Genomic DNA, 16,572 nt, shown 5'->3' on the forward strand with positions numbered 1-16,572 from the left:
AACACTCCCTATTTTCCCAGACAGAAGCTCGAGAATATTTCATCTAACAGATCCTCAACGCCTATTCTGCCCACCAAAGATTCAAGTGCACGGATCGCAGTGCGCATCTCTTCTGCTGCTATATCATACAAGTCTGGACCCGATTCCAGAACCGACATTGCCGCAGTCAGAGCGTCCAAAGCTTTAATCAAAGCAGTACGATGGCGTTCTCGTGTTGCAATACCATGGCTAGTGGTACGATCACTCAGTACACGCGATATGTTGGATATCAGCTGATCAATCCCCTGACCCGTTTTCCCGGAAACCCCACCGTCTTCTGGGTTTCGAAGGTCCGCTTTCGGTGCCACCTGAATATCATCTGGCTGAATATCAACACCAAGATGCAACGGTTCGTCAGACAGGAACACACGCAGATCGGCAGCTTCAGCGCGTTTCTTAGCCAATGCGATACCAAGACTTTCTACGTGGTCCTCCGTATCACGCAGCCCGGCGGTGTCCAGTAGTGTCACTGGGAGTCCTGCCAGATCCATTCGGACTTCGATGACGTCCCGCGTTGTCCCCGCATATTCTGATGTAATTGCAGCGTCTCGCCCCGCCAAAGCATTCAGCAAGGTAGACTTGCCCGCGTTGGGAAGGCCGACGATTGCAACTTCAAAGCCGGTTCGGATGCGTTCCGCGATCTGAACGCCATCTGCTTCGCGCTTCAAGTCGGCCATGACGCCCGAGATCAGCTCGCGCACCTCGGGGGTGACATCTGTCGGAACCTCCTCATCGGCAAAGTCGATCACGGCCTCCAACAGAGAGGCAGCACGGATCAGGTCCCTCCTCCATCGCTCGGCCAGGTTTCCCAACTCGCCAGCGAGGATCGTTTGCGCCTGTTTCCGTTGGGCTTCCGTTTCGGCGTCGATCAAATCGGCAAGGCCTTCGACCTGGGCCAAATCCATCTTGCCGTTTTCCAATGCGCGGCGGGTGAACTCTCCGGGTTCGGCAAGGCGCAGACCGTCCGTTTCTGACAAACAGCGCATGACAGCATTGACCGAGGCCGTACTTCCGTGAATCTGCAGCTCAGCCACATCTTCACCGGTGAAGCTGGCTGGAGCCTTGAACGTCAAAACCAGCCCATCATCCAGACGAGCCCCGTCAGCATCCCTAAGAGCTCGCAGAGACATCCCACGCGCCGGAAGCGCGCCGCCAGTCATCCCGGCCGCAGCACGATGCGCGTCAGGACCAGAGAGGCGGATGACCGCCACCCCTGCTTTGCCTTGAGCGCTGGCCAAGGCGAATATAGTATCCATTCGAAGGCCTCGCGTCAGTTAAGACCTGTGTCAGGTGTTCATCGAATCGAAGAACTCGCCGTTTGTCTTCGTCTGTTTCAGCTTGGACAGCAGGAACTCGATAGCGTCCGTGGTCCCCATCGGGTTGAGGATACGGCGCAGAACGAAGGTTTTGGCCAGATCGCCCTTGTCGACCAGCAGGTCCTCTTTCCGGGTACCAGATTTGAGGATGTCGATGGCCGGGAATACACGCTTGTCTGCGATCTTACGATCCAGAACGATTTCCGAGTTACCCGTGCCCTTGAATTCTTCGAAGATGACCTCATCCATCCGGCTACCGGTATCGATAAGCGCGGTGGCGATAATGGTCAGCGAGCCACCCTCTTCAATGTTCCGCGCAGCACCAAAGAACCGCTTGGGCCGTTGCAGAGCATTCGCATCCACACCACCGGTCAGAACCTTACCCGAGGATGGGACCACGGTGTTAAACGCCCTACCAAGTCTTGTGATCGAATCGAGAAGAATAACAACATCTCGTTTATGTTCGACCAAACGCTTGGCTTTTTCGATCACCATCTCGGACACGGCGACGTGGCGCGTTGCAGGTTCATCAAAGGTCGAGGACACAACCTCACCCTTCACCGAGCGCTGCATGTCGGTCACCTCTTCGGGCCGTTCATCGATCAGCAGAACGATCAGGTAACACTCCGGGTGGTTCTGTTCGATCGAGTGCGCGATATTCTGCAGGATCACCGTCTTACCGGTCCGCGGAGGTGCCACGATCAGCGACCGCTGGCCTTTACCGATGGGTGAGACCAGGTCGATCACACGGGCCGACTTGTCCTTGATGGTCGGGTCCTCTATCTCCATTTTCAGACGCTCATCCGGGTAGAGCGGCGTCAGGTTGTCGAAGAGGATTTTGTGCTTGGCCTTCTCAGGATCTTCAAAGTTGATCTTGGTGACCTTGGTCAGCGCAAAATACCGCTCGCTATCGTCGGGCGCTTTGATTTCGCCTTCAACGGTGTCACCAGTGCGCAGCGAGTGCTGACGGATCATGTCAGGCGAGACATAGATGTCGTCCGGACCCGGCAGATAGTTCGCCTCAGGCGAGCGCAGGAAGCCGAAGCCGTCTTGCAGGACCTCAAGCACACCGTCACCGCCAACAGTCCAGCCCTCATCCGCGCGTTCGCGCAGAATCTGGAACATCATCTCGCCTTTACGCATGGTCGAGGCGTTTTCGATCTCCAGCTCTTCGGCCATTGCCAGAAGGTCTTTGGGGCTTTTGGCTTTCAGGTCGGCCAGATTCAGGGATTCATTGGACATGATGCATACCTTCACCGCGGACTGCGGTTCGAAGTTGAATTTCAGTACGGAAAAGACGCCGCCCGGACGGGCGTGTTGACCCCTACATAGTTGTGTCAATCTGCGGAGTCAAACAGGCCCTTGCTGGAACGGCCCTCAGAACTTCAGAATGACCGCTAGAACGATGACAACCATCAGAACGGTCGGAACCTCGTTCATCATGCGATACTGCCGCCCAGTGAGCTTATTTCGCCCCTCAGCGAAATCCTTGCGGCGGGCCAACAGCCAATGATGAAACCAGGTCATACCAATCACGGCCGCACCCTTGAGCCAGGGCCATGCAAAATCCCAGCCGACGATGCCCGGTGTGAACACCATGATCAGACCACAAACCCATGCCACGATCATCGCAGGGCGCATGATCACACGCAGCAGCTTCTCTTCCATTTCGAAGAAGATGGTCTCAGCCCCGTTAACCGCTTGCGCTTTTTCTACGTGATAGACGAACAGACGGGGAAGGTAGAACAGTCCTGCCATCCACGAAATTACCGCCATGATGTGAAGGGACTTCACCCACGGGTAAATCGTGAAAAGAAGATCGGTCATCTCGGCTCCGGGTGCTGCTCGGAACTCTCCCTAATAAAAAAATAAGAAAGAAGAAAGGAAGATGGTTTTGTAGAGTGGGTAAAATCCGTGGATTACTTTTTTACCCATTGGTTTTCCCCAGGTGGACAGTTTTGCACGTGATTTGAGTGATTCTGTGAATTTCATAAATAAACTATATAAAACATATAGCTAAGATTTAGATGCGAGGATGTATCTGGGGATAACACCTTGAACAAATCCAGATTCCCCGGTTATCCGCTGTTTCCAAGTTATCCTTACCCCGATTGGATGATGTTTGAGCGACTCAGGGAAGTTTTTCGCGAAATTCCGGGGCTTGCGTGTCAATCTGAAAACCATACAAAGCGTCCAAGACCGCTCAACGATTTGCCCACGGGGTTGTCCACATGTCTGTCCCCATCGTCCTAGCCTCAGGATCCTCCATTCGCGCGCAGTTGCTGGAAAATGCAGGCGTGCCTTTCTCTGTTCAGATCGCCCGCGTGGACGAGGATAGCATAAAGCATGCCTTGTTGGCTGAAAGCGCCTCGCCGCGTGACATTGCCGATGCGCTGGCGGAAATGAAAGCGCGCAAGGTGAGTGACAAGACGCCCGGAGCGATGGTGCTGGGCTGCGATCAGGTTTTGGATTTCGACGGGCAGCTGCTGTCAAAGCCTGAGACAGCTGAAGACGCCTTTGCCCAGTTGAAGATGATGCGGGGCAAGCGGCACATGTTGCTGTCCGCAGCGGTGATCTATCAGAATGGTGAGCCGATCTGGCGCCATGTCGGCCAGGTGCGCCTGCGGATGCGGATGAACTCGGATGCCTACCTGCGCGACTATGTCGACCGCAACTGGGACAGCATCCGCCACGCGGTGGGCGCATATAAGCTTGAGGAAGAAGGCGTCCGCCTGTTCGCCACCATTGACGGCGACTATTTTAACGTTTTGGGTATGCCACTGTTGGAGCTGCTCAATTATCTGGCTGTCAAAGGGGTGATTGATCAATGACGGACCACAAGATTCCTCTGGCCGGAGTGATCGGGCACCCGGTGGGCCATTCCCGTTCGCCCAAATTGCATGGGCATTGGTTGGAGACCTGTGGGCTAGAGGGGCACTACGTCCCCATGGACGTCGCCCCGGCTGATCTGGAGACCGTTTTGCGCACCCTGCCCAAAGCCGGTTTTGTGGGAACCAACGTGACGGTGCCGCATAAAGAGGCTGCTTTGCGTATTGCTGACCATGTCTCGGACCGAGCGACCGTGATCGGGGCCGCGAATACGCTGGTTTTCCGCGAGGATGGCTCGATCCATGCGGACAACACCGATGGCTATGGGTTCATGGAGAACCTGCGCGCTGGGGCACCGGATTGGAACGCCAAGGATGGCCCCGCCGTGGTCTTTGGCGCGGGCGGAGCGGCGCGCGCCGTTTTGCAGGCGCTGGCGGATGCGGGCGTGCCAGAAATCCTGCTGACCAACCGGACCCGTGCCCGAGCTGATCATCTGAAAGAAGAATTCGGCCAGCGCATCACTGTTGTGGATTGGGTACAGGCCGGAAACGTGATCGAAAACGCTGAACTTGTGGTCAACACGACATCTCTGGGCATGCAGGGCCAGCCCGAGCTGCGGGTGCCATTGGATGGGTTGCAGCCGGGTGCCGTGGTGACCGATCTTGTCTACGCGCCGCTCAAGACCAACCTGCTGAAAACAGCGGAAGAGGCCGGATGCACCGTGGTCGATGGGTTGGGCATGCTGCTGCATCAGGCCGTTCCGGGCTTTGAACGTTGGTTCGGCGTGCGCCCCGAGGTCAATGATGATTTGCGCGTGGCCGTACTGGCATGAGGTTTGCGCTTGGCCTGACAGGCTCGATCGGGATGGGCAAAAGCACCACGGCGCGGATGTTCGTCGATGAAGGCTGCGCGCTTTGGGATGCGGATGCGGCGGTGCATCGTCTCTATGCCAAAGGTGGCGCGGCAGTTGGGCCGATGGGTGAGGTCTTTCCGTCGGCTTTCGTGGAAGGCGCAGTTAGCCGCGACGCTTTAAAACGGATTATTTCCGAAGACAGTTCTGCGTTGAAACAGATTGAGGCGATCGTTCATCCCCTGGTCGCCGCAGATCGCGCCGCGTTTCGCGAAAGTGCCGCGGCCGATATTCTGGTGTTCGACATCCCCCTTCTGTTCGAAACGGGCGGTGATGCCGCGATGGATGCGGTCGCCTGCGTTCGGGTATCGGCTGACGAACAAAAACGCCGGGTGATGGAACGCGGCACGATGTCCGAGGCGCAGTTTGAGCAAATCCGCGCCAAGCAGATGCCGAATGACGAGAAATGTGCGCGCTCGGACTATGTGATAGACACCGACACACTGGACCATGCCCGCGCGCAGGTGCAGGATGTGGTCAGACAGATACGGGCGGGGATGGCTGATGCGTGAGATTGTACTCGATACCGAAACCACGGGCTTTGATCCTGAAAGCGGTGACCGGATTGTCGAGATCGGCGCGGTTGAGCTGTGGAACCATGTGGCCACGGGCGAGACCTATCATGTCTATATAAACCCGGAACGCGGTATGCCGGAAGAGGCGTTTGGCGTGCATGGCATCGGCCCCGACCTGCTGGAAACCCCGCGCCCGCCCGAAAAGGGCGAGGTGACGCTGAAAGACAAACCGGTCTTTGCCAAGGTCGGTCAAGGGTTTCGGGATTTTATCGGCGACGCGAAACTGGTGATCCACAACGCCTCCTTCGACATGAAGTTCCTGAACGCCGAGCTGAAATGGATGGGCCTGCCGCCGATTCCGATGGATCAGGCGCTCGATACGCTCGCCATTGCGCGCAAACGGTTTCCGGGCTCTCCGGCCTCGTTGGATGCGCTGTGCCGGCGGTTCAATATCGACAACTCGAACCGGGTGCTGCACGGCGCGCTCTTGGACTCGGAGATCCTGGCCGAGGTCTATCTGGAGCTGATCGGAGGACGCCAACCGGATTTCGGCTTGTCCACTTCGGCTGCGTCCGGTGCGGGGGGTGCAGATGACTGGCGTCCGACACCGCGCGCAACGCCCCTGCCATCCCGGATCACCGAGGATGAGCGCGCAGCGCATAAGGCATTTGTCGAGAAGCTGGGCGAAAGCGCCCTGTGGACCCGCGCCTGATCCGGTCAGGCACGGGGCTCAAGGGATTTAGGCGTCGGTCTGCTCGGCCTGTTCCGCCTGAGCGGCCTGACGGCGCATCAGTTCGTTGCGGTAAAGTGCAACGAAATCAATGTTGTCCAGGTTCACTGGCGGATAGCCGCCATCGCGGGTTACGTCGCTGACGATACGGCGCAGGAACGGGAACAGCATGCGCGGGCATTCGATCATCAGGAACGGGTGCAGCTGATCTTCTGGCACGCCTTCCACGTGGAACAGCCCGCAATAGTCCAGCTCACATAGGAACAGGACATCGTCCATGCCTTTGGCTTTCGAGGTCAGCTTCAGCTTGATCGAAACTTCATACTGATGCTCGACCTGACGCTTTTTCGCATCCAGGTTCACCTGAACCTGAATCTCGGGCTGTACGTCACCGGATACGCCTTTTTGCGCCATGACGTTTTCAAAGGACATATCACGAATGAACTGTCCCAGAACGCGCATCTGAACCTGAGGGGCGGCTTGAGCCGCAGTGTTTTCTGCAGCGTTTTCTTCGGCCATGGATCTACTCCAAAAATGAAATTCGACACTGCTTAGCAAGTTGCGCGCGGCACCTCAATGCTGGTGGGGACCTTCCACCCATTTTGACGGTTTCGAGGGGTCCTTGCGTGGGCGCACTTCGGTAAACTCGCCGTCAATCACGTCGCCCTGATCAAACGGTTCGCGCGGCTGTTGAAAGCCCGCGCCGGGCCCCATCTGGAACTGGGTCACGGTCACTTTGGTCTTCAGATAGCGGAAAACGGCGATCCGCACGCCGGGGATTAACAGTGCAAACCCAACGGCATCGGTGAAAAAGCCGGGTGTCAGCAGCAACGCGCCGGATAGAAGGATCATTGCGCCATGTGCCAAGGGCTCGGTCGGGTCGTCCAGAGTGGCGAAGGATTGCTGCAATTGCCCAAGCGCCATGCGACCTTGTGTCCGTACCAATGTGGTGCCCAGAACCGCCGTCAGAACCACGATGGCAAGGGTTGGCCACAAGCCGATCAGACCGCCAACCTGGATGAACAGGGCGATCTCGAGGATCGGAACCAATAAAAATGCCAAGAACAGGTACATTTGCGTTATCCTTTACCTATGGCCGAACTGTGGACTTGCCACCAACTGTCACCTACATAGTGGCAGGAGGCCGCGTACACAAAGTCTCGGTTCTGAAAAGAGGATGAAATGAACGAACCCATGATCCAGCTGCTGGTACTGGCCGGAATTGCCGTTTTCCTGATCCTGCGTTTGAAAAGCGTGCTGGGAACGCGTGAAGGTTTCGAAAAACCCCCTGTTCCGCATCAGCCCGATGCGGGCGCGTCCCGTCGTGATTTCGAAGTGATCGAAGGCGGTCCGGATCATGACATTACAGACCACGTTCCCGAAGACAGCGAGCAAGCACAGACCCTGGCCGCGATGAAGCGGGTCGAGCCCAGTTTCTCGGTCAGTGAATTTGTTCAGGGTGCCCGTGGCGCCTACGAGATGATCGTGATGGGTTTTGAGAAAGGCAACTTGGATGAGATCCAGCCCTTCCTGGCCGAAGATGTGTTCGAAACCTTCGTCTCGGTTGTATCCGCGCGCGAAGATCAAGGCCTGACGATTGAGGCCGAGTTCATCGGCGTGCGTGAAACCACCCTGACCGATGTGTCCTTTGACAAGGATACGAATGAGGCCGAAATCACGATGAAATTCATTGGTGAGCTAACCTCAGTCGTACGGGATCGCGGTGGTGACATCATCGAAGGCAACCCGAATACCGTGAAACGCCAAAAGGACAGCTGGACCTTTGCCCGCGTGATGGGCAAGGACGATCCAAACTGGCTGCTTGTTGCCACGGACGCATGATTGCCACGCTCCGGTCGCTTATTCTGGTGGGTGCGATGACCACTGCCAGCGCCGCCGGAGCCGAGGCGACGCGATCCGTCCTTTCGTTTGATGACCTTCAGGGCTGGGCCGAGGATGACCACGGCGCGGCCCTTTCCGTTTTTCTGAACACCTGCGGTGATCTGAACGACCCGGATTGGCGTGCGCTTTGCGGTGTCGCCCAGACCTATGAGGGGGATGCCGCGCGATCCTTCTTTGAACTCTTCTTCCGGCCCGTTCTGGTTGAGGATGGCAACGACGGGCTGTTCACCGGGTATTTTGAGCCAGAGCTCGATGGCTCCAGAACCCGGACGGATCGGTTCAAGTACCCGATCTACAAGATGCCGCCCGAAGCGCGGGACGGACCGTGGCTCAGCCGGCGCGAGATCCTGACCAGTGATGTGATGCAGGGCCGCGGGCTTGAGATCGCGTGGGTCGATGACCCGGTTGAGCTGTTCTTTCTGCAAATTCAGGGTTCTGGCCGGGTACGCCTGCCTGATGGCGGTGCCTTGCGTGTGGGATATGGCGGCGCGAACGGGCAGCCCTACCGCTCGATCGGGGTTGAGCTGGTCCGGCGCGGCGCTTTGGGCGCCCATGCGGTCAGCGCGCAGATGATCCAGGCCTGGGTACGCAAGAACCCCGAAGCTGGGGCTGAGCTCTTGTTCCACAACCCCTCTTACGTGTTCTTCCGCGAGGTTAGCCGGGTTGCGCCGGAACTGGGGCCTTTAGGTGCTATGAACCGCTCAATCACGACCATGCGCAGCATCGCGGCCGATCCTGCCTATACGCCGCTAGGTGCTCCAGTCTGGGTTGAGAAAGACGGCAAGAAGCCCTTGCGCCGCCTGATGATCGCGCAGGATACCGGCGCGGCGATCAAGGGCGCGCAACGCGCTGATATCTTCTTTGGAACCGGCGATGAGGCCGGGCAAGCTGCCGGTCGGTTAAAGGACCCAGGTCGCATGGTCGTGTTGCTGCCGATCCAGCGCGCCTTTGCCATGGCGACGGATGACTACTGATGACCCGGCGCAAACTGACCAGCGATGAGATCGAGCTGTGGCGCAAGGTCGCCAAACAGGCTGAGCGGCTGCACCCCGAGATCCCTCAGACCGTGCATCCGACAACTCTGCCCAAACCCACGCCCAAGAAACTGCCAAAACCGCGGATTGAGGCGTTTGAGCTGGGGCAGAACCAACCTCCCAAGCCTTCTTCCAACCGGTTGAAGCCGTCGATCACCGAGACGCTGCGCGCCGCCCCCGTTCAGATGGACACAAAGGCCTTTGGCCGCATGAAGCGTGGTAAGCTCAAACCCGAGGGCAAGCTTGACCTGCATGGGATGCGGATTGACACCGCGCATCCGGCGCTCGTGCGCTTTGTGCTAACGGCGCAAGCGCAGGGTAAACGCCTGGTTCTGGTGATCACGGGCAAGGGGAAAGACCGCGACGAGCCAGGGCCGATCCCGACCCCGCGCGGTGTGTTGCGCAATCAGGTGCCGCATTGGCTGTCGATCCCGCCTTTGGCGCAGGCGGTAATGCAGGTGACACCTGCGCATATCAGTCACGGCGGGGATGGTGCCTACTACGTTTATCTCAGACGTGTCTGCTAGGCTTCGCCCACCGACCGAAATAGTTAGAGACCCTCTGGCAAACCCTTGAATCCTAATGAGTAGCGACCTGCGCCTGTCCGGTCTCAGACAGAACAACCTCGGTCGCACCCGAGGGGTTGCGTTGACTGTTGGGGATCAAATAGTCGATGCCCCGGCGTCGGTTTCCAAGGGTGTTTCCAACACGCCGGGCCGAACTGAGCAGCGACAGCAAGGCGGGTGAGGTTGCAGCAACGAAATGCGAGGACTCGGCATCGCTGTTGAACGCGGTCGCGTCGATCACCTCGATCGGATATTCGGCCAGCGCCTCGATGGTGCTGATATTGCCCAGCCGTTCACTCCCCGGTGTACCGCGAATCCGGGCCGAGATATTCAGGATTTTGTCCTTTTGCGATACCATCACGACAAAGGGATCAGGCGGAGTTTTGATGCTGTCCATTTGCGAGCGAAATACGTCAATATCCAGATCGGGTGAGATCAGGAATACGCCATCAAGGTTGCGCCGCGACCAGCCGGGCGAGCGTAGCTCTGCCTGACGCATCATCTCCATCGACAGGGCACCGCCCATGGAGTGGGCGACCAGCACAACCCGTTTCACGCCGATGGATTTCAGGTCGCGGATTGTCTTCTCCAACCCGTCACGGGCGAACAACATGCTGTCCAGATCATAGGCATACCCTGCCCCGCGCGCCTGACTGGGCCAGGAATAAATCAGCACCGATCCGGGAATATCAAGGTCATGCGCCAACTGCGCCGCGCGAAACGCGGTCTCGGTATGGGTTGAGTTATACCCGTGCACGAAGATCGACACATCATCTTCTCCGCGCAGCTGGTTTGCCAACTCACGCGGGCCGGACAGGTCCGTTGTGTTGGCCAAAACAAACTGCTTTTCCGGATTGGGGTTTGCGTAAGAAAACTCCAACGTGCCTGGCGTGTGGTTTGGCGGGATTGAGACCGTCATTTTGTGGTACTGAACCCGCTCGCCCCGGTCGGCGTTAAACGTTCCGTCGGGGTTCCGCCCCCGGGTTGTGGCCGCGTAGACGGTTTCTGCGGATCCCACATTCAACGCGGATGGCACTGTCACCTGCGCAGTTCTGTCGACGCAAGCGCTCAGTGTAGCAACAGCAAGAAAGGCAATACTCAAACGCAACACGGCTCAACCCTCAAAGAAACAGAGTTTGAGTCACGGTTACCAGTTTCTGGTGCAAGGTCCAGCCGGAACGAAAATTCGCCGCCAAATCGGCGGCGAAATACAGCTGGATTTGTTACAATACGTAACGGCTGAGGTCAGTTGATTTCGTCAACTCACCCAGATTGTCATCTACGAATTGCGCGTTCACCGTGATCTCGGTCCCGGCCTGATCGGGCGCGGTGAACGAGAGTTCTTCGAACACACGTTCCATCACTGTGTAAAGCCGCCGGGCGCCGATGTTTTCAACGCTCTGGTTCACATCCGCAGCGATCTTGGCCAGCGCCGCGATGCCGTCATCGGTGAAGCTGACGGTAACCTCTTCGGTGCCCATAAGTGCGCTGTATTGGAGGGTCAGCGCGTTGTCCGTTTCGGTCAGGATGCGGACGAAATCCTCTTCTGTCAGCGCGCGCAGCTCCACTCGGATCGGCAAACGGCCCTGGAGTTCCGGCAGCAGGTCCGAGGGTTTCGCGATGTGGAACGCACCCGAGGCAATAAACAGGATGTGGTCGGTTTTCACCGGGCCATGTTTGGTGGACACCGTCGTGCCCTCGATAAGAGGCAGCAGGTCGCGCTGGACCCCTTCACGGCTGACATCGCCGCCACGCGCTTCCGCGCGCGCGCAAACCTTGTCGATCTCGTCCAGAAACACGATGCCGTTCTGTTCGACCGACTCCAGCGCCACGCGGTTGACGGTTTCATCATCCAGCAGCTTGTCGGCCTCTTCCCCGATCAGCAGGTCATAGCTTTCGGCCACGGTTACTTTCTTTTTCACCGTGCGTCCGCCGAAGGCCTTGCCGAAGATATCGCCGAGATTCATCATACCCATCTGGCTGCCGGGCTGGCCGGGTACGTCGAACATTGGCATCGGGTTTGAGGTGTCAGACAACTCCAGCTCGATCTCTGTGTCGTCCAGCTCACCCGATTTTAACTTCTTGCGGAACATTTCACGGGTCGCTTCGCGGGCATCGGTGCCAGCAATGGCTTCGATCACGCGATCCTCCGCGGCCTGATGGGCGCGGGCTTTCACATCTTCACGCATGTATTCGCGGGTCTGGATGATCGCGGCATCAGCCAGATCGCGCACGATCTGTTCCACGTCACGACCGACATATCCGACTTCGGTGAACTTGGTGGCCTCGACCTTGATGAAGGGTGCACGTGCCAGTTTGGCCAGACGGCGGCTGATTTCGGTTTTTCCGACGCCGGTAGGGCCGATCATCAGGATGTTCTTGGGGTAGACCTCATCCCGGATATCATCGGCCAACTGCTTGCGTCGCCAGCGGTTGCGCAGAGCCACGGCCACGGCGCGTTTGGCGTCTTTTTGCCCGATGATGAAGCGGTCCAGTTCCGAGACAATCTCGCGCGGGGTCAGGTCGGTCATATGTGTTTTATCCGTCTGTTTCGAAGCGGAACCTAATCATACGTCGCGAAAACACAAGCCGATCACGAAAACATCACGACAACTCACAGAAGACACACGGATATTCGTAGTGATGTGAATCGCCATGCGAGGGTCGCGTGCGGCATAAAAAATAGCGACGGGCACACAGGCCCGCATCTATCTTATGGAGATACCGCATCATGATGACTCGTCGTTCTCTTTTTGTGAAAGCTGCTGCCACCGGCGCGGCCCTTACCTTGGCTAGCACCGCCAGTGCTGTGGCCGGTGGAGCCAAAAAGAAAGGCACGTTCGAGGGCCGCTCGAACCACATCACCACCGGTTCGGTAAAACTGGTCAAGGATGGCGACCGCTACATCGTTGAACTGGGGGATGACTTCTCGCTGGACAACGGCCCCGACCCGCGCGTCGCATTTGGGAAAGACGGCACTTACGCCCCGGACAGCAAACTCGGCGCGCTGTTGCACCTTACAGGTAAGCAATCTTATGCAGTCCCGCCGACCATGGATGTGTCGGGATACAACGAAGTATACATCTGGTGCGAGGTTGCTGGAGTACCCCTGGGCGTAGCTTCGCTGAAGTAATCACGTCGTCAGGGGTCGGGTTCTCCGGCCTCTGACACACTGTTAGGTAACAGCACAACTGTCTGCTACACTCGTCCCAAGTTATTGGAACCGGGGGCGTTTTTCATGACCAAGATTGCCAAAATCACCCTGTTGTTTGTGGTGTTTGTGGACCTGATCGGACAGGGGCTTGTCTTTCCGATCATCAACTCTCTGATCATGGAGACGAAATCCGGGTTTCTGCCTGAAGGCACACCCGATGGACGTCGCCATTTCTATTATGGGCTGGTGATCGGGTGTTTCTTCCTGTCGTGGTTTCTGGGGGTTGTTTACGTCTCGAAGGTCTCGGATTCAATCGGGCGCAAGAACGCGCTTCTGGTTTGTCTCGGCGGAGCACTGGCAGGCTACGCCATTACCATCGCTTCACTCTATCTTGACAGTCTGTTGCTGCTAATCCTGGGCCGGTCGATCACTGGCTTTACGGCTGGCAATCAGCCCATCGCTCAAGCGGCGATGATTGACGGTAGCACCGATGCTGCCGATCGTGACCGCAATATGGGGTATATCGTGACCGGCGTCAGCTTTGGCCTTGTCGGAGGGCCGATCATCGGCGCCGTACTGTCGGATTCCGCCCTGTTGGGTAGTTTTGCCACGCTCAGGACACCCTTCTATGGCGCCTTTGTTCTGGTGCTGATCGCCATTTTCCTCGTGTTGGCTTTCTTCAAGGACACCCGTAGCGAACGCGCGCCCTTTGTTTTTCGTCCGCGCGATATCACCGACAGCCTGATCGCCGTGCGCGGCCATCCGATGGTTCTGAAAATTCTGCCGGTCTATTCGTTCTTCATGATCGCCAACGTCACCTTCTATGTGTTTGTCGACAATTTCCTGACCAGCCGGTTCGGCTATGGCGTGATCGGAGGCAGCATGGCCATGGTCGTCATCGGCTTTGCACTGGCCTTTTCCAGCACCTTCCTTGTGAAACCCGCGCAAGAGAGGTTCAGCAAGCACGTGATCATCTATGTCTCACTGATCACGATGGTGATCTGCGGGCTTGCCTTTGCTTTCAGCCCCAGCGGCGCGTTGAGTTACATTCCGGTTTTCTTCTTCTACTTCTTTTTCGGTGTTTCATACCCAACCCTTTTGGGTTTGTTTTCATCCAGCGTCAGTGAGGCGGATCAGGGTTGGGTCATGGGCGTGACCACCGCAGTCTTCTGCCTGGCCGGAGGGATCATGTCTCTGATCGGCGGCGGGCTGATGAGCATCGACATCCGCGTGCCCTACTACATCGTGATCATCGCCGCGATCTTCGGCCTGATCGAAATGCACCGCCGCTGGAAAGGGAAAGAGATCAAGGCGCTTCTAGCTTGAGGCAGTATTGCGTTTGATTTGAATCGAAATACTCTGCCTCTCTTTTCGTTCGAGCGCGCATTTCGATATAGTTTTTTGGTGAAACTCAGAACGCCCTAGATTGTCTCGACCGTAAGGTTGCCGTTGGTATAGACGCAGATATCAGCGGCAATCGCCATGGCTTCGCGTGCAACCGTTTCGGCGGGCTTGCCGCTGTCCATCATCGCGCGCGCAGCGGCGAGGGCGAAGTTGCCGCCCGATCCGATGGCGGCCACGTTGTGTTCCGGCTCGAGCACGTCCCCTGCCCCGGTGATCACCAGCAAGTCCTTGCCATCGGTGACGATCAGCATCGCTTCGAGCTTTTGCAGGTATTTGTCGGTTCGCCAATCCTTGGCCAGCTCGACCGAGGCGCGGGCCAGTTGGCCGGGGGTGGCCTCAAGCTTGGCCTCCAGCCGCTCGAGCAGAGTGAACGCATCCGCCGTCGATCCGGCAAAGCCTGCCACGACCTCGAATCCACCGGGTGACAAGCGGCGGACCTTGCGGGCGGTGCCCTTGATCACGGTCTGGCCCAGGCTGACCTGTCCGTCGCCGGCAATCACCACCTGGCCGTCTTTCTTGACGCCAATGATCGTTGTGCCATGCCAACCGGGAAAATCGCTGTCTGCCATCAGGGCCTCCGTTCATCACTGGGACCCTATATGGGCCGGAGCCAGCGCCAACGCAACTGTTCACAAACTGCCCAAAAGATATGCAAGAAACGCAGATCGGGTCTACCAGACTGGCAATTGTGAGACTCAGACCCCTGCACTACATGAGGCTTACAACCGACATTGGGTCGGCTGTTTCAGTTTGAAGGACTGCGCAAATGGCAAATACTGCACAAAACACTGCGCCGCTCGGAGCAGCTACCATCCTGCACGTAGTGGACGCGTTCACTGTGGCTTTCGAAAAAGCGGTTGAGTGGAACGAAACTCGTAAGACACGCAAGGCGTTGTCGCAACTGAGCGACGCTCAGCTGGAAGATATCGGTCTGACCCGCAAAGACATCATCACCATCTGATCCGTTTCAGATCAGCCGTAGTAAAGATGAGCCGCTCGTCCGAGCGGCTTTTTCTTTTTCATACTAGCCTGTATTTCCCCGACATATCAGGCAGATAGGCCTCAACCGCTGCGGTTGCGATAACGTGACGGGTGCCTGCATCGCTATCCTCGACGTCCAGCCCACCAAACACAGCCCGCACCTCGGCCCTGCCCCGCGGCAGATCCTGCGCAACCAGATCGCAATCCACGGCCTCGGGCTGATGCACGCCAATCGTCACCACGACGCGCATCTCTTTGTGGTCCACGCCCAAGCGCGAGAACAGAGTAATCGAGGAATGATGCAGCGCGTCCTGCACCGCCCGCTGTGCGGCCTTGGTATAGTCCTGACCGTAGAGGTCGTTGCCGGTGCCCATCTCAAGAATGATACGTTTCTCACTCATGCCGCGGGCTCCATATCGAATGAGACGACGATGGCGGCGTTTGCGATCACCGTGTGGCCTTCGGCATGCGGTTTCTCGATGTCTAGCCCACCGCGGGTGATCGTGATGTTCGGCTGACCGTATGGGAACACGGCCTTCAGCGCCTCGCGGTCCACTTTATCGGGTTGCTGCACGCCGATCTCGGCATCAATGATCATAGCCTCTTTGGGAAAATCGAACAGCTCAGCCATATTGACCGAGTTGTGCCACAGCGCATCCTTGATCGCGCGCAAGGCGGCCTCAGTATAAGCCTCACGCCGCAGGGACGTGCCCATACCAAATTCCACAAGTACTCGTGTTTTTGCCATCAAAGCCTCCGGTCAAAAAAGGCGCCCGATTCGGGGCGCCTTTGATCAATCGCATTCCAATCCGGATCAGATGGATTCGTCGATCCAGCTTTGCAGCGCGGCTTTGGGAGCAGCGCCCGCGCGGTTCGAGACAACCTGACCGTCCTTGAAGATGAACAGTGCGGGGATGCCGCGCACGCCCATCGCAGCGGCTGCGTTCGGGTTGCTGTCCACGTCCACCTTGGCGATTTTCACCTTGTCGCCATACTCAGCGGCCAGTTCTTCCAGTGCGGGGCCGATCTGTTTGCAAGGACCACACCATTCCGCCCAGAAGTCCACAACCACGGGAACGGTCGAGTTCTTGACTTCGGCATCAAAGGTATCGTCGGTAACGGCTACGGTCGACATATTCTGTCTCCTGAATGGGGTAAACTCGGGAAAGGAACGTAGGTGCCGCGTTGGGTA

Annotated in this window: 20 protein-coding genes and 1 pseudogene; 10 read left to right on the forward strand and 11 right to left on the reverse strand. The window is 57.6% G+C overall.

The genetic code is table 11. The features are described 5' to 3' along the window. Nucleotides 1-8: 8 nt before the first annotated feature. The 3 genes from mnmE to ACR0IP_RS05355 form a co-directional block, all read right to left on the reverse strand. The gene (gene mnmE / locus ACR0IP_RS05345) at nucleotides 9-1,295 is read right to left on the reverse strand and encodes a tRNA uridine-5-carboxymethylaminomethyl(34) synthesis GTPase MnmE (protein WP_480524237.1); all 1,287 of its coding nucleotides are present in this window, start codon (nucleotides 1,293-1,295) and stop codon (nucleotides 9-11) included. 30 nt (nucleotides 1,296-1,325) lie between these two features. Then, nucleotides 1,326-2,597, reverse strand: a complete 1,272-nt coding sequence (gene rho, locus ACR0IP_RS05350; RefSeq protein ID WP_170462843.1) for a transcription termination factor Rho — start codon at nucleotides 2,595-2,597, stop codon at nucleotides 1,326-1,328. A 135-nt stretch (nucleotides 2,598-2,732) separates the two neighbouring features. Then, the gene (locus tag ACR0IP_RS05355) at nucleotides 2,733-3,182 is read right to left on the reverse strand and encodes a CopD family protein (protein WP_170720518.1); all 450 of its coding nucleotides are present in this window, start codon (nucleotides 3,180-3,182) and stop codon (nucleotides 2,733-2,735) included. Nucleotides 3,183-3,586: 404 nt separating this feature from the next. Here ACR0IP_RS05355 and ACR0IP_RS05360 point away from each other — a divergent pair, with 404 nt between their 5' ends. Genes ACR0IP_RS05360 through dnaQ form a run of 4 tightly spaced genes read left to right on the forward strand, consistent with a single transcriptional unit; the run spans nucleotide 3,587 to nucleotide 6,321 of the window. Next, entirely contained in the window at nucleotides 3,587-4,186 is a 600-nt protein-coding gene (locus tag ACR0IP_RS05360; protein ID WP_170720515.1) for a nucleoside triphosphate pyrophosphatase, read from the forward strand. After that, complete coding sequence (locus ACR0IP_RS05365; protein WP_480524240.1) at nucleotides 4,183-5,016, forward strand: shikimate dehydrogenase; 834 nt, start codon at nucleotides 4,183-4,185, stop codon at nucleotides 5,014-5,016. The genes ACR0IP_RS05360 and ACR0IP_RS05365 overlap by 4 nt, the downstream gene beginning before the upstream one ends. Next, entirely contained in the window at nucleotides 5,013-5,606 is a 594-nt protein-coding gene (gene coaE / locus ACR0IP_RS05370; RefSeq protein WP_480524242.1) for a dephospho-CoA kinase, read from the forward strand. The genes ACR0IP_RS05365 and coaE overlap by 4 nt, the downstream gene beginning before the upstream one ends. Next, nucleotides 5,599-6,321, forward strand: coding sequence for a DNA polymerase III subunit epsilon (dnaQ, locus tag ACR0IP_RS05375; protein ID WP_170380196.1), 723 nt, complete (start codon nucleotides 5,599-5,601; stop codon nucleotides 6,319-6,321). The genes coaE and dnaQ overlap by 8 nt, the downstream gene beginning before the upstream one ends. A 27-nt stretch (nucleotides 6,322-6,348) precedes the next feature. Here dnaQ and secB read toward each other — a convergent pair whose 3' ends face one another. Together secB and ACR0IP_RS05385 are read right to left on the reverse strand one after the other, a co-directional pair. Next, a complete protein-coding gene (gene secB / locus ACR0IP_RS05380) occupies nucleotides 6,349-6,858 on the reverse strand; it encodes a protein-export chaperone SecB (protein ID WP_170380195.1) in 510 nt (169 codons plus the stop codon). Nucleotides 6,859-6,912: 54 nt separating this feature from the next. Further along, nucleotides 6,913-7,413, reverse strand: a complete 501-nt coding sequence (locus ACR0IP_RS05385; RefSeq protein WP_170380194.1) for an FxsA family protein — start codon at nucleotides 7,411-7,413, stop codon at nucleotides 6,913-6,915. A 108-nt stretch (nucleotides 7,414-7,521) separates the two neighbouring features. Here ACR0IP_RS05385 and ACR0IP_RS05390 point away from each other — a divergent pair, with 108 nt between their 5' ends. From ACR0IP_RS05390 to ACR0IP_RS05400, 3 genes are read left to right on the forward strand one after another with little or no spacing between them, the layout of a single operon-like run. Continuing rightward, entirely contained in the window at nucleotides 7,522-8,181 is a 660-nt protein-coding gene (locus tag ACR0IP_RS05390) for a Tim44/TimA family putative adaptor protein (protein WP_170380193.1), read from the forward strand. Next, nucleotides 8,178-9,215 (forward strand): murein transglycosylase A, encoded by a 1,038-nt coding sequence (mltA, locus tag ACR0IP_RS05395; RefSeq protein ID WP_170380192.1) that lies wholly within the window; start codon nucleotides 8,178-8,180, stop codon nucleotides 9,213-9,215. The genes ACR0IP_RS05390 and mltA overlap by 4 nt, the downstream gene beginning before the upstream one ends. Then, a complete protein-coding gene (locus ACR0IP_RS05400) occupies nucleotides 9,215-9,802 on the forward strand; it encodes a Smr/MutS family protein (protein WP_480524245.1) in 588 nt (195 codons plus the stop codon). The genes mltA and ACR0IP_RS05400 overlap by 1 nt, the downstream gene beginning before the upstream one ends. A 52-nt stretch (nucleotides 9,803-9,854) precedes the next feature. On the opposite strand, the gene ACR0IP_RS05405 is transcribed toward ACR0IP_RS05400, so the two are convergent. Continuing rightward, nucleotides 9,855-10,883: an alpha/beta hydrolase gene (locus ACR0IP_RS05405; protein ID WP_480524247.1), complete on the reverse strand. Its 1,029-nt coding sequence runs from the start codon at nucleotides 10,881-10,883 to the stop codon at nucleotides 9,855-9,857. A gap of 181 nt (nucleotides 10,884-11,064) precedes the next feature. After that, the gene (gene hslU, locus ACR0IP_RS05410) at nucleotides 11,065-12,372 is read right to left on the reverse strand and encodes an ATP-dependent protease ATPase subunit HslU (RefSeq protein ID WP_170643409.1); all 1,308 of its coding nucleotides are present in this window, start codon (nucleotides 12,370-12,372) and stop codon (nucleotides 11,065-11,067) included. Between the two features lie 200 nt (nucleotides 12,373-12,572). Between hslU and ACR0IP_RS05415 the strand changes: the two genes are divergently transcribed. Both ACR0IP_RS05415 and ACR0IP_RS05420 read left to right on the forward strand, forming a co-directional pair. Further along, nucleotides 12,573-12,974 (forward strand): DM13 domain-containing protein, encoded by a 402-nt coding sequence (locus ACR0IP_RS05415; protein ID WP_480524249.1) that lies wholly within the window; start codon nucleotides 12,573-12,575, stop codon nucleotides 12,972-12,974. 105 nt (nucleotides 12,975-13,079) lie between these two features. Further along, entirely contained in the window at nucleotides 13,080-14,321 is a 1,242-nt protein-coding gene (locus tag ACR0IP_RS05420; protein ID WP_480524251.1) for an MFS transporter, read from the forward strand. Between the two features lie 95 nt (nucleotides 14,322-14,416). Here the strand turns inward: ACR0IP_RS05420 and hslV are convergent, their stop codons facing one another. Next, nucleotides 14,417-14,968, reverse strand: a complete 552-nt coding sequence (hslV, locus tag ACR0IP_RS05425; protein WP_480524253.1) for an ATP-dependent protease subunit HslV — start codon at nucleotides 14,966-14,968, stop codon at nucleotides 14,417-14,419. 197 nt (nucleotides 14,969-15,165) lie between these two features. Here hslV and ACR0IP_RS05430 point away from each other — a divergent pair, with 197 nt between their 5' ends. Next, a complete protein-coding gene (locus tag ACR0IP_RS05430; protein ID WP_170380185.1) occupies nucleotides 15,166-15,360 on the forward strand; it encodes a DUF1127 domain-containing protein in 195 nt (64 codons plus the stop codon). Between the two features lie 58 nt (nucleotides 15,361-15,418). Here ACR0IP_RS05430 and ACR0IP_RS05435 read toward each other — a convergent pair whose 3' ends face one another. The 3 genes and pseudogenes from ACR0IP_RS05435 to trxA all read right to left on the reverse strand — a co-directional run. Beyond that, the gene (locus ACR0IP_RS05435) at nucleotides 15,419-15,781 is read right to left on the reverse strand and encodes a Lin0512 family protein (protein WP_425084050.1); all 363 of its coding nucleotides are present in this window, start codon (nucleotides 15,779-15,781) and stop codon (nucleotides 15,419-15,421) included. Then, on the reverse strand, nucleotides 15,778-16,128 hold the full coding sequence (locus tag ACR0IP_RS05440) for a Lin0512 family protein (RefSeq protein ID WP_480524255.1): 351 nt from the start codon (nucleotides 16,126-16,128) through the stop codon (nucleotides 15,778-15,780). Before ACR0IP_RS05440 ends, ACR0IP_RS05435 begins: the two co-directional genes overlap by 4 nt. Nucleotides 16,129-16,194: 66 nt before the next feature. After that, nucleotides 16,195-16,536 (reverse strand): annotated as a pseudogene (gene trxA, locus ACR0IP_RS05445) (thioredoxin); the annotation flags it as partial. Between the last annotated feature and the right edge of the window lie 36 nt (nucleotides 16,537-16,572).

It is taken from the genome of Ruegeria sp. AL11, assembly GCF_056540865.1.